This is a genomic window from Citrobacter braakii, assembly GCF_002075345.1.
GTDB lineage: Bacteria > Pseudomonadota > Gammaproteobacteria > Enterobacterales > Enterobacteriaceae > Citrobacter > Citrobacter braakii.
The window spans coordinates 37,370-50,767 of the sequence record NZ_NAEW01000004.1; the positions used below are offsets into that span (position 1 = coordinate 37,370).

Genomic DNA, 13,398 nt, shown 5'->3' on the forward strand with positions numbered 1-13,398 from the left:
TTCGCGGTTTTTTTTATAAGTAATGAGCCGTAATCCAGGATTGCCTACCCGCCTGGCTAAACCAGGGCACGGTAACGCATTGGACCTGACTCCACGTGTGGCGACAGTAAATCGCTTTCCCTGTCGCCACACACTTTCGCCCTATCCAGCGACCAGATAAAATACAGCCTGTTATTACCATAAGCTACAATAATATTAATTTTAGATAATCAACGGCACGTTTGCTGACAATAATGAGCAAAGGGTTACTATAGGCCTGTCTTTTTTTTAGCAGGAAAGTAAAATGAAAAAAACAAAAGGGTTGATAATTGTTGCCCTTGCTTTCACCCTGGCGTCATGTGCTTCAATTCCTGAGAATATCAAAGGTAATAATCAACCAGATATACAAAAAAACTTTATCTCCGTGCATAACCAACCGGGATTATATACCGGTCAGCAGGCCCGCTTTGGGGGTAAAGTCATCAATGTGATTAACACCAAAACGGATACATTACTGGAAATCGCCGTTCTGCCACTGAACAACTATGCTAAACCGCAAATAGACGCGAGCTATCAGGGGCGTATTCTTGCCCAGCAGAAAGGTTTTCTCGATCCGGTAAACTACAGAAACCATTTCGTTACTATTTTGGGGACAATTCAAGGAGATGAACCAGGATTCATCAACAAAATCCCGTACAACTTTGTTAAAGTTGATTTACAAGGTATTCAGGTTTGGCATTTAACGGAGTCAGTCAACACCACCTATAATATGTGGGATTACGGCTATGGCGCGTTCTGGCCTGAACCCATGTGGGGAGCCCCCTATTACGCTAATACAGTAACTCAGGTAACTCCGGAGCTAGTGAAATAATCTCTGTAGTAAGATGGCGCGAATATATTCCGGAGTTGGGTACTGACAAACGCCCACCACATCACCCCGCGTTGACCTTATTTCGCCATCCTGCTTTATGAGATCCTTCGCTTAGCACGCATTCTTCCTGTTACATATAATTTTACCCGCTAACACTTGAGCGAAAAAATGGGCTTTAGCCATCTCATGCCTGAGCATCTTTTGTTATTTACCGATAACTCTCCCACCCTGCCTGTAATAAAAGAACATTGGTGTTTACGATTTATTCAGGGATTACTATGAACAGAAAATGCTTACTGTTGATACCATTATTTTTTAGTAGCGTCATCATCACCGCCTGCGATAATAAACCTGCAGTAAAAACCGCCGCGATGGAGCCCGAGGTCGGCGTTGTTACCTTAGCGCCCTCTTCAGTGAATATTAAAAGTGAACTTCCAGGTCGCGCGGTTTCATTCGAGATCGCCGAAATCCGCCCTCAGGTTGGTGGGATCATCATAAAACGCAACTTTATTGAAGGTGATAAAGTCAGCAAAGGAGAGTCACTGTATCAAATAGATCCTGCCCCGCTGCAGGCACGACTGGATTCAGCCAAAGGCGCGCTGGCAAAGGCACTGGCGACGGCCAATAATGTGCGTCTGACATTAAATCGGCAGTCAGCGTTAATAAAATCCAATTACGTCAGCCGCCAGGACTACGACACGACACGCTCACAGCTTAATGAAGCAGAAGCCAATGTCGCCGTCGCCAAAGCGGATCTTGAGCAGGCCACCATCAACCTTCGTTACGCTAATGTCACCTCACCGATTGATGGCATCAGCGGTAAATCCTCCGTAACCGTGGGTGCCCTGGTCACCGCAAATCAGGAAAACGCGCTGGTCACCGTTCAGCGGCTGGATCCGATTTATGTTGATTTAACACAGTCAGTACAAGATTTCTTACGCCTGAAAGAAGAGAAAGCCAACGGCAAAATTGCCCAGCAACAAGGCAAAATTCCTGTTGAGCTGATGCTGGAAAACGGCAAACCCTATCGCCATACCGGTACGCTTGAGTTTTCCGATCCCGCCGTCGATGAGACCACCGGATCGGTGACTTTGCGCGCCGTGTTCCCCAATCCTGAAGGTGAAATTTTACCCGGCATGTATGTCACGGCGTTGCTGGACGAAGGCAGCCAGCAGAACGTTTTGATGGTCCCCCAACAAGGGATTACGCATAACGAACAAGGAAAAGCCACCGCACTGATCCTTGACCAGCAAAACGTGGTGCAACTGCGCGAAATAAACGCCGTGAAGGCTGTTGGCAATCAATGGCTGGTGACCGCAGGATTACGCCCCGGCGATCGGGTCATTGTGTCCGGATTACAAAGAATTCGTCCGGGAATCAAAGCCCGGGTCCTCCCTTCAAAACTGACCACTCCTGACGCGGGAACTGAACAGTAATATTTCAGGTATTAAGGACACTTTCTTCATGGCCAACTTTTTTATTGAGCGCCCGGTTTTCGCCTGGGTGCTCGCCATTATCATGATGTTTACGGGCGGTATCGCGATAATGAACCTGCCGATCGCCCAATATCCACAAATCGCTCCCCCAACCATTACCATCAGCGCTGCCTACCCAGGGGCAGACGCAAAGACCGTTGAAGACTCCGTGACTCAGGTGATTGAACAGAATATGAATGGTCTTGATGGCCTGATGTATATGTCATCCACCAGCGATGCGGCAGGTAATGCGTCGATTATCCTGACTTTCAAAACGGGCACGTCACCCGATATTGCGCAGGTTCAGGTACAGAATAAACTGCAGCTGGCGATGCCTTCTTTACCGCAGGAAGTACAGCAGCAAGGGATCAGTGTTGATAAATCCAGCAGCAATATTTTGATGGTCGCCGGCTTTATCTCTGATAATAACAGCCTGAGCCAATATGATATTGCCGACTATGTGGCTTCAAACATCAAAGACCCAATAAGCCGCACTGCCGGGGTGGGGAGCGTACAGTTATTCGGTTCGCAATACGCCATGCGTATCTGGCTGGATCCGCAAAAGCTCGACAAGTATAACCTCACACCTCAGGACGTCATTACCCAGCTCAAAGTTCAGAACAACCAGATATCAGGCGGGCAGTTGGGAGGCATGCCTCAGTCAGCCGATCAGCAGCTAAATGCGTCGATAATCGTCCAGACGCGCCTGCAAACTACCGATGAATTTGGCAAGATCTTCCTAAAAGTTCAGCAAGATGGTTCCCAGGTTCTGCTGCGCGATGTCGCGCGAATTGAGCTGGGTGCGGAAAATTATGCAACGGTTGCACGTTACAACGGCAAACCCGCCGCCGGGATTGCAATTAAACTTGCCGCTGGCGCGAATGCCCTGGAAACATCCCAGGCAGTCAAACAAGAGCTGAACAGATTATCGGCCTGGTTTCCGGCCAGCATGAAAACCGTTTATCCCTATGACACCACTCCGTTTATCGAGATTTCGATTCAGGGGGTTTTTCATACTTTGATCGAGGCAATCATTCTGGTATTCCTCGTCATGTATCTGTTTTTGCAAAGTTTCCGCGCAACGCTTATTCCCACAATCGCCGTTCCGGTAGTGATCCTTGGCACCTTTGCGATACTCGACATCGCGGGTTTTTCGATTAATACGCTCACGATGTTTGGCATGGTGCTGGCGATAGGGTTGTTAGTCGATGATGCCATCGTGGTGGTTGAGAACGTAGAACGCATTATTGCCGAAGAACACTTGTCACCAAAAGCGGCGACCCACAAAGCGATGGGCCAGTTGCAGAGAGCGCTGGTCGGTATTGCCGTTGTGTTATCCGCCGTATTTATGCCGATGGCATTTATGAGCGGAGCAACCGGTGAAATTTTCCGTCAGTTTTCTATCACTTTAATCTCCTCCATGCTGCTGTCGGTGTTTGTGGCGATGAGCCTGACGCCAGCACTCTGCGCCATGCTGTTGAAATCCCACGAGGGAGAAAAAGCAAACACACATTTTCTGTTTACCCGTTTCAATCACTTCATGGAGAAATGTACTCAGCACTACACGGACAGCACCCGTAAACTGCTACGTTGCACAGGCCGTTATATGGTCGTGTACTTAGTGATTGGCGCGGGCATGATTGTGCTGTTTCTACGTACCCCGACCTCCTTTTTGCCTGAAGAAGACCAGGGGGTATTCATGACCACCGCGCAATTGCCTTCGGGCTCAACGATGGTGAACACCAGCAAAGTGCTCGGGGAAATAACGGATTACTACCTGACGAAAGAACAGAAAAATGTCGCTTCGGTTTTCACCGTAGGCGGATTTGGTTTTAGCGGCCAGGGGCAAAACAACGGTCTGGCGTTTATCAGCCTGAAACCGTGGTCAGAACGCGTTGGTGAAGAAAACTCAGTTACCGCCATTATTCGACGGGCGATGATGGCCTTAAGCACCATCAATAATGCCGTCGTTTATCCGTTTAATTTACCCGCTGTTGCAGAACTGGGAACGGCTTCAGGTTTTGACATGGAGCTGCTGGATAACGGTAACCTTGGGCATGAAAAAATGATGCAGGCCCGAAACGAGCTTCTGGCGCTGGCCAACCAGTCGTCCGGTGAGGTCGACGGGGTGCGCCCGAATGGTCTGGAAGATACACCGATGTTCCGCATTCATGTCAACGCCACGAAGGCAGAAGCCATGGGCGTTGCATTATCGGATATCAATCAGACCATCTCCACGGCGTTCGGTAGTCGCTATGTCAATGATTTCCTGAATCAGGGACGCGTTAAAAAAGTGTATGTCCAGGCCGATACGCCGTTCCGTATGTTGCCGGATAATATTAATCACTGGTACGTACGTAATGCCTCCGGCGCTATGACGCCGCTTTCGGCCTACTCATCCACCGAATGGACCTACGGTTCTCCCCGCCTTGAACGCTACAACGGTCAGCCTGCAATGGAAATTCTGGGCCAGCCGGTCGAAGGGAAAAGCAGCGGCGATGCGATGAAATTTATGGCATCGCTGATAAATAAACTGCCTGCGGGCGTCGGCTATGCCTGGACCGGTCTGTCTTATCAGGAGGCGCTGTCCACAAACCAGGCACCAATGCTGTACGGCATTTCGCTGATCGTCGTGTTTCTGGCACTGGCGGCACTGTATGAAAGCTGGTCGATACCGTTCTCGGTAATGCTGGTTGTGCCAATCGGGGTGGTCGGCGCTTTGCTGGCGACCGACTTGCGCGGCCTGAGCAATGATGTTTACTTCCAGGTAGGCCTGCTCACCACCATGGGGCTCTCGGCTAAAAACGCCATTCTGATCGTCGAGTTCGCCGTCGAGATCATGCAAAAGGAAGGAAAAACGCCGCTTGAAGCCGCAGTAGAGGCCGCGCAAATGCGCTTACGCCCTATTTTGATGACGTCACTGGCCTTTATCTTAGGGGTTATCCCTCTGGCAATAAGCAACGGCGCGGGCTCTGGTGCGCAAAATGCCGTCGGTACGGGTGTTATTGGTGGGATGCTGGCCGCGACAGTGCTGGCGATCTACTTTGTTCCGCTGTTCTTTGTTCTCGTAGAAAACATGCTGGCGCGATTCAAAACACGGCGCTGATACCCTGCCCTCGTACGTGATTATCCCTGGGATAAGTTTATTAAATCCCAGGGATTCTCAATGCTCTCTCAGAGAAAGGGTTCCGTTCACCTTAAGTTCTTCATTTCATTACAGCGACGATACTGTGACTACGTTAAGAGTGGCATTCTCCACCACACTTGAGTCCCTCTGCTCTGCGGGTAATCAATACCCGGTGGCGCTTCGCTTATCAGGTCTACGGTTGTTAGCGGGCCCTGTTATCCAGCGAATTTCTCGTGGATAGCAGGGTAAACATTACGTGGATTTTTTCTTGTAGGGTAACAACTAAGGTAGGTACAGAGGTTGTCAATTCTGACTCATGCCAGGCTATCAAAACGGGTAATCAATAGTGCAGACCGGAACCCTTCAGATTTACGGCCAGCTCGCCCAATTTAGTATCAGGGTGTCGATGACACATTTTAATCATCTTGGGTACAGCGACAGTTTCCACCTCATGCAGGGGAACATAATCATCGCCTTTAAAATCCGAATTTTTATTAACAATCACAAAGGCAATTGCTGTCATGTATTGCCGACTCATATCAACGAATTCTTTACAGGTCATATCTTGTGGCGCCGCTTCCGTTGCCTGTGTAGCAAAAGCACGGCTCATCGGCGCCATAACAGAGGCCATAAGAATAGCTGTAGAGACAATCAATTTAATATTCACAATGCGCTCCAGAAGTAGCATTAATTTTTATCGGCGAGTTTTTCAGTTTGTACCAACGACGCATTTCTGCGCAGACTGATAAAAGCCAAAGAGCTAAAAATCATCTCAACGCCTATAAAGATGGAGGTAAACACATAAGAACGGTCGGGATCCATATTCAGCCATACGGCTGCAATAAGCAGGTCAAAAATACCGATAAAAATATTCCATCCATAGCCCGGACTGCGGAACATTTTGACGCCGGAAGCAACACGAAAAATCCCGCCAAGAATAAACAGGCAGCAAAAAACCATTGCCAATGAATTCATACCTATCACAGGATTTTCGAGGAAACAGTATCCCAGCAGCAACCATGCGATAGCAAAAAAGGCATAGGTAAATTTGGCTTTCAACTGCTTTTTACCCGAGGAAAACAGGCTGTAAATAGAATAGAAGCCGCACACCAGGAACATAAAACCTGTTGCATAGCTCAAGTAAACACCTGCAGCGATTGGATAGATTAAGCAGCAGATGCCACAAACCAACAACAGCACGGCCATGATTGTGGCGTGTCTTTTATAATGAAATAGTGTTTTTTCATTAAATGCTTTCAGGCTACGCTGATTAAAAACAAACATACATCCTCCGTTACATAGAAACGCAATGTAACCTACTAATAAAAGAGTAATATTCACTTAATACATATCACTTACAATGGGATGATAAGACTTTCACTCCGAATTCGTATATAAGAATAAAGGAATGTCATTATCCGTATAATCCTACACGCGTCAGACGTCTGACACCTGTAAGATTAAACGCTCATTATTCTATCCTGGCTCTGATTCCACTCTTCGAAGTTATTTAATATGCTTATTTCGTTTGGTGAGATATACCAAATTTATTCAGGAGAAAGTAATGAAAAAGATTATTCTTGCAGGTCTGCTTGCAACCATGATGGGCTCAGCCCCGGTACTGGCTGCTACCACTACCACGCCGGCACAAACTGCTACCGCCAATGTACAAAAAGAAGCTGCCGATATTATGCAGGTCGCAGTACAAGGTGCAAACGCGATGCGTGATATTCAGCTTGCCCGTCTGGCCCTGTTTCATGGACAGCCTGACAGTGCTAAAAAATTAACCGATGACGCCGCTTCCCTGCTTGCAGGTGACAGCCACGACTGGGCGAAATTTGTAAAAGCTGCGCCTAAAGCCAAGATGATTGACGATCAGTACGTGATTATTAACGCTACGATTGCGCTGTCAGAAGACTATATTGCCACCCCAGCTAAAGAATCTGCTATCAATACAGCGAATGGCAAAATGGCTAAAGGCGACTGGAAAGGTGCTGTGGATACCTTGCAACTGGCGGGTATCAGCGTGCTTCAGACCCAATACCTGATGCCCCTGAATCAGACGCGTAAAGCCGTTGCCAGCGCTCAAAAACTGCTGTCTTCAGGTAAATACTATGAAGCAAACCTTGTGTTAAAGGGTGCTGAAGAAGGCATTGTGATCGATAGCGAGATGCTGGGCGCAGGCCAGTAATACTCAGCACTACGTAGTGTTGAACCAGGACTTTCTCTCCTGATCGGGTTGCTACGGCAACCCGATCAGGGGGGTTAATGGCTAATCAGACTGTTAATCTCAATCTCAATTTCCCGCATGACGGCAACAATCTTCTGTAATGCTTCCTGGCGTACTGCCAGAGGAAGATCGTCATGTCGCATCGATTCAAAAGGTTCGCATAGCGTCTGAAGAGCAGTAATGCCCAGAATTTGCGCCGAACCATGCAACCGGTGAAGGGCTCGCAAAAACAGCTGGGGTTCGTCTTGCTCAACGGCTTTCTCGGCCGCCTGTAAATCGCTAAACGTTGCCTCGCGGAATGTTTCGAGTATCTCGTTCATTAATGCGCGATCGCCGCCGGTATTTTCCGTCAAGACATTGAATTTCAAATGCCGGATTGCACAAGGAGACGAATAACCGGTTTCGATTTTGCTTAATTCATGCGTCAGTGTCTGAATCGACACAGGCTTAAACAGACACAAATTCATGCCGTTTTGCAGACACCTGTCGCGTGACTGTGGGAGCGCGCTGGCCGTCAGTCCCCATATTTGTAAATGAGGCTGCTGACGACGTAACGAAGCCGCAAGATCAAACCCGTCCTTCTTCGGCATATTCACATCGGTTATCAACAGGTCGTATGATTTTTTAGCCAGTTTGGCTTCGGCTTCCTCACCATCACACGCTTCATCCACGCTGTAACCAATGGCGTTCAACTGTCGCTTAAGCAGCAGGCGATTGGTCGGGTTGTCATCTGCTATCAAAATAGACAGACACGGCAGCGGCAACAGCGCCCCCGGCGTGTTGCTATCCGGTACAATTGACTGGCGAGCTGTCTCAACCGGCAGCGTTATGGTAAACGTGGTTCCTTGCGCCGGGACGCTCATCAACTCCAGCGTACCGCCCATCAGCGTCACCAGTTCTTTGCAGATAAATAATCCCAGACCAGACCCCGTTTGTTGACGCCCACAGCGCCCCTGAGCGTAGCGACGAAACAGCCCGGCCTGCTCCTCTTCGCTAATCCCGCAACCGGTATCGCTAATGGCGATGGTCAGGGTACCGTGATTCTCCCCGTCAGGTGTTAAACGGGCCGTCACATGAATGCTACCCTGCTCGGTAAACTTCAGCGCATTGCCCACCAGGTTGGTGAGAATTTGCCGCAAAGCTTGTTGATCGACAAACACCCGCTCGTTTGCCGGCAACTGGCTTACGCAAGCAAGCGTAACGCCTTTCTGTCTGGCTAAGGCATCAAAAGAGTGACACTGCAATTCAATGAGCTGCGAGAGATCCGTCCATTGAGGAACAACCTGATATTTACCAGACTCAATCTTATCAACATCCAGAATCTTACCGATCAGCCCAAGCAGTGACTGGGCTGTCGCTGCGGTAAGAGCAATCGCCTCTTTTCGTTGTGCCGGGCTGAGTTCTGAGCTCGACAGTAATTCCAGAAAGCCCACAATCGAGCTGACAGGGGTACGTAATTCATGGCTCATGCTCGCAAGAAAGCGACTTTTGGCCTTGGTTGCTTCAATCGCTTTATTTTTTTCGGTTTCCAGTTCTTGAGACAATGCCTCTTTGAGATGAAGCTGCTCTTCCAACTGCCTCTGTGATTGTTTTCTTTTATTTACCTCACGGGAGAGTGAGATCCCCCAGATCAGGCTAATTGCTATCAGCAACAGCGCAAACACCACCAGTTGATAGAACTGTTTGCTATACCGACTCCAGAGATCGACCTGCGTATTAGAAATTTTCGACCACTTCTCCGTCATCTGCAAAATCTCACGCGGCGGTATCGCCTGCAGCGCTTTATCCATGACGGACTTCAACATGGGCTCGTGGGGAGAAACCGCAAAGCTCACCGACGCGCCAGGCATATCTGGTAGCCTAAAAAAGTGCATGTTTTTCTGGTAGTCATGATCGACCATGAACCTTGCCGACAATTCGGTAGCAATTGCCGCGTCAACCTTGCCATCCCTGAGCATAGTCATCGCGACGCTGCCAGTATCAGCATCCACCCAGGTGGCCTGCGGGTAGCGTTGTTTCAGGTCACTTTCCAAAACATGTCCGGCGGGCAACGCAATACGGATCGGTGTATTCAGTAACGAGTCGGCCGTTTCATCGCGGGAAGTGATAATCACAAACGCCACATTCATCAGCGGATCGCTAAAGGTCGAATTGTGCTGATTTTGATTTGTCAGGGTAATAGTGGGATACATATCCCATCGTTCGCCGCTTATTTGTTTGGTCTGTTCACTTTTGGTGTTGGCCAAAACCGGCTCAAAATCAATCCCCGTTTGCAGATGAATAATATTCAGCAAATCGCCAAGAATTCCACGTAACTCACCGCTGCGATCGACAAGCGTGTAAGGCGGATAATCTGGATTGATAAGAATGCGAATAGTATGTTTCTTCTTCAGCCACGCTTTTTCCTGATCGGTAAAAGGAATAGGCGCATTCAGAAAAGCAAGGTTACCGCGGTTCAGCCAGTTCTGCATGACCTGCATATGAATTTCATTACTGATTGACGTAATGAAACCATCAAGAATATTTCTTAATACTGGCTGGTCGCCCTTCACCACAAAATAATTATATTGCTCTTGTTTATCAAAGTAGTGCGTAATAACCAGTGATTGCGAAAAATATCGGGAGACACAATGACTGCTGGTGATATTGTTCCCAATATAATATTGGTTATCACCGTTCACTACCGATGCCATGGCCTGATACTCGTCGTCGTAAAATGAGACTTTAGCTTCAGGAAAAGCATCCTGGATAACATCAAGAAAAGGACAATCTCGCACACACGCGACGCTAACCGGATGCTCCGAGGTCAGCGGCAGCATGGTGTTTTTTAGCGAGGTCACAAGCGTCGGCCACGTAGTCAGTAATGCCGAAGTGCGCAATAAATGGCCGCCAACATCTTGTCGCCGGGACAGCTGAGTTATCAATGTATCTACATCGTTACTGGTAAGTGCGGTCAGCGCTTCTTGCTCATTATCATACTGCTTTATAACAATTTTTATATTGAGATTCTTTTGCATTAGCGCAAGATAATCCGCGTTGACGCCCCGATAATATTCACCGCTATTTTGATAAACAATGGGGGAGACTTCCGGTAACCAGGTGCCAACAACCAAGGTTTTTTTATGCGCTAACCAGTTTGTTTCTTCCCTGTTCAAGCCGATATGTTGTACTGAGGTATTATAGTTACTTTTTAGCTCAACTTGCCGGGCTGAGCTTACCCCCGTAGAAAACCCGATGGTAAATATGACCATCAAAAAAATAAACAAGCGTTCCAGCATTACTCTATCCTATTTTATTTCTTTGCGCATAATCATAAATTTCCATTAATGACGAGCAATCTAATTTCTCCATCAAACGGCTTTTATAGGTGCTTACCGTTTTATTACTGATGTTCATTTTGCTGGCAATAGTGCTGTAATCCATACCGTTAAGAATATAACGCAACACTCTCATTTCCTGGGTCGACAACGTATCAAGCTTATCCTGTTCGCTGACAGATGAGCCAGTAAAATGCTCAAGGGAAAAGGGAAAATAGCTATACCCATTTTTTGCAGCTTCGATTGCGGCAAGAATATTATTCATACCCTCTTTTTTACTCACAAATCCGTTGGCACCGTATTCGGCGCTACGTTTGCCGTAAAAAAATTCATTTTTGGCTGAAATGATAATGATTACACCAGCATAGTGCCGCTTTCGCAGTTGCTCCAGCACTTCGATGCCGCTGATGCCCGGAATATCCACATCAATAATCAGTAGCTCCGGCTTAGTTTTCTCAACGGTTTGGACCACATGCTCTCCGCTGTCGAGCTCGGTGGTTACGGTAATACCATTAGTATCGAGTAAGTTGCGGATGGCTATGCGAGCTAATGGGTGATCATCAACGATTATCGCGTTCATTGCGTATAAGAATCCAGATAAATAAAGAGAGGCGATGGCTATCGAGCAGGCGAGCCTTAAGCATTATAATTTATAAAAATAAGGCGTTATCAGGTAAATCCTAACACATTCACACGTATATTTATTAGTTTTTTATAAAAACGAAGAATAAGGCATAAATGCAACACTGTATTTTACAAATTTTAAACCTTGAGCCTATCTAAATATCAAACCATTAACACAACCAAAAGGAATATTCCTACATGTGTAGGATAAATCCCTCATTTATTATGATTCATTCTTAATGCCCGGGGTCATATAACCAGGGGGAGTTTTCATCACAACGGCAAAGGTGTATATGCAGAATAGCTATCTAAGAATCATTTTTATACCAGGTCAAATCTGGAGAAAAAGATAATAAACCTGCTGATTTGATAGTAAAACGCCCTGTGGCTCAGGAAACAACAGAGCCACAGGAGTCAGTCATGAATCAGGCTTTACTGGGCAACGCCCCAATAGCATGGGAGCTTTTCACGGTCAGCGTAACGACGGCAGAACACAACAGCGCGGCAATCATAAAGATAAAGGCGCTGTTATAACTTCCACCACTGCTTTGAATCAGCCAGCCGATGATAGGTGCAGAAACGACTCCCGCCATCTGACCGCCAAAGTTAACGATCCCGGATGCCCGCCCCATGATGTTGCTGGGAATGGTGTCCATCAGAATGCCCCAAAATGTCGCCATGGCGAAGAACATGAACAGGGCTGAAATACACTGATAAACCACCGCCATATCTGCACTGCTCACGCTGAAGGTCAGGTACAGGAAACCCGCGGCAATAACGGAGGTCACGACATACAACGTTTTACGCTGGGGTTTAAATTTATCTGAGCAATAGCCGCCTAACAACGTTCCGCCTGCGCCAAACAGGAAGGGAATGGCCGCCATAACGCCGGTTTTTGCCAGAGAAAACTCACGAACGGTGATCAGGTAGCTTGGCAGCCAGGTTGAAAAGCCCCAGAAGGTGATATCAAACAAAAACCAGATACTTGCCATTTGCCAGAGCACCGGCATTTTGAGGACGTCTTTAAACGCGATGCCGCTGGTGTTTTGCAGGCTTCCCTGCTCGTCAGCAGCCAGTTCCGCCAGATCCTGCTGCGTAATTGCGGGGTGATCTTTCGGATTGTCACGGGTAAATAAGTAAATCCCCGCCGCGATAAACAGACCCGGAATACCTAGCACGATAAAGACCATGTGCCAGCCAAAGGCCCCGATTATACTTGCGGCTACCACTACCGCCAGCGCCGGGCCTAAGGTGTTTACCGTTGACTGAATCGCCGTGGCGCGGCCACGTTCTTTCGACGGGAAATAGGTTGATATCATCTTCCAGGAAGCCGACGGGAAACAACCTTCACCAACACCAAAGAAGAAGCGAACGGCCAGCATTAGCGGCAGCGTCAACACGGCGCCGGTTAAGCTGGTGAAAACAGACCACCAGGCAATACCGATGGCCATGATTTTGCGCGAACCAAACTTATCCGCCAGTAAACCGCCGGGAATTTGAAACGCGGCATAACCAATAAAAAAGGCGCTAATAATTAACCCTTGTTGGGTCGTATCCAGATTTAAATCTTTGCCGATATAAGGGAGCGAAACGCTCATCACCATTCTGTCGAGAAAAGAGAGCAGCCACGCCAGCCAGATCAATGTCAGGACGGTATACCTTGCTTTCCAGGTCTTTGGTTTACCTGAAGGTAAAGACGTTTGTAGGTTCATTGTGATGTCCTTAGGGTGTAGTGATCTACCGCGGCCATAAATGGTCGCGATAAATCAATGCGT

The 13,398-nt window shown here is 47.8% G+C and carries 9 protein-coding genes; 4 read left to right on the forward strand and 5 right to left on the reverse strand.

Annotated features, from left to right (window positions below; genetic code table 11):
- Positions 1-283 precede the first annotated feature (283 nt).
- The 3 genes from BZK42_RS10070 (at position 284) to BZK42_RS10080 (ending at position 5,431) form a co-directional block, all read left to right on the forward strand.
- Positions 284-850: a Slp family lipoprotein gene (locus tag BZK42_RS10070; protein WP_080859107.1), complete on the forward strand. Its 567-nt coding sequence runs from the start codon at positions 284-286 to the stop codon at positions 848-850.
- Positions 851-1,128: 278 nt separating this feature from the next.
- Complete coding sequence (locus BZK42_RS10075; protein ID WP_080859108.1) at positions 1,129-2,286, forward strand: efflux RND transporter periplasmic adaptor subunit; 1,158 nt, start codon at positions 1,129-1,131, stop codon at positions 2,284-2,286.
- A 28-nt stretch (positions 2,287-2,314) separates the two neighbouring features.
- The gene (locus BZK42_RS10080; protein ID WP_049040330.1) at positions 2,315-5,431 is read left to right on the forward strand and encodes an efflux RND transporter permease subunit; all 3,117 of its coding nucleotides are present in this window, start codon (positions 2,315-2,317) and stop codon (positions 5,429-5,431) included.
- 361 nt (positions 5,432-5,792) lie between these two features.
- Here the strand turns inward: BZK42_RS10080 and BZK42_RS10085 are convergent, their stop codons facing one another.
- Both BZK42_RS10085 and BZK42_RS10090 read right to left on the reverse strand, forming a co-directional pair.
- Positions 5,793-6,140 carry an HdeA/HdeB family chaperone gene (locus BZK42_RS10085; protein ID WP_016157253.1) on the reverse strand — a complete coding sequence of 116 codons (348 nt, stop codon included), beginning with the start codon at positions 6,138-6,140 and terminating at the stop codon, positions 5,793-5,795.
- Entirely contained in the window at positions 6,140-6,736 is a 597-nt protein-coding gene (locus BZK42_RS10090; RefSeq protein WP_047358942.1) for a DUF308 domain-containing protein, read from the reverse strand. The genes BZK42_RS10085 and BZK42_RS10090 overlap by 1 nt, the downstream gene beginning before the upstream one ends.
- Before the next feature lie 280 nt (positions 6,737-7,016).
- On the opposite strand from BZK42_RS10090, the gene BZK42_RS10095 reads away from it, so the two are divergent.
- The gene (locus tag BZK42_RS10095) at positions 7,017-7,643 is read left to right on the forward strand and encodes a YfdX family protein (protein WP_016154099.1); all 627 of its coding nucleotides are present in this window, start codon (positions 7,017-7,019) and stop codon (positions 7,641-7,643) included.
- A 74-nt stretch (positions 7,644-7,717) separates the two neighbouring features.
- Here BZK42_RS10095 and BZK42_RS10100 read toward each other — a convergent pair whose 3' ends face one another.
- From BZK42_RS10100 to BZK42_RS10110, 3 genes are all read right to left on the reverse strand, one after another.
- Entirely contained in the window at positions 7,718-10,960 is a 3,243-nt protein-coding gene (locus BZK42_RS10100) for an ATP-binding protein (RefSeq protein WP_080859109.1), read from the reverse strand.
- 4 nt (positions 10,961-10,964) lie between these two features.
- Positions 10,965-11,579, reverse strand: a complete 615-nt coding sequence (gene evgA, locus BZK42_RS10105) for an acid-sensing system DNA-binding response regulator EvgA (RefSeq protein ID WP_016157256.1) — start codon at positions 11,577-11,579, stop codon at positions 10,965-10,967.
- A gap of 469 nt (positions 11,580-12,048) precedes the next feature.
- Complete coding sequence (locus tag BZK42_RS10110; protein WP_047358943.1) at positions 12,049-13,335, reverse strand: MFS transporter; 1,287 nt, start codon at positions 13,333-13,335, stop codon at positions 12,049-12,051.
- Positions 13,336-13,398: the final 63 nt, after the last annotated feature.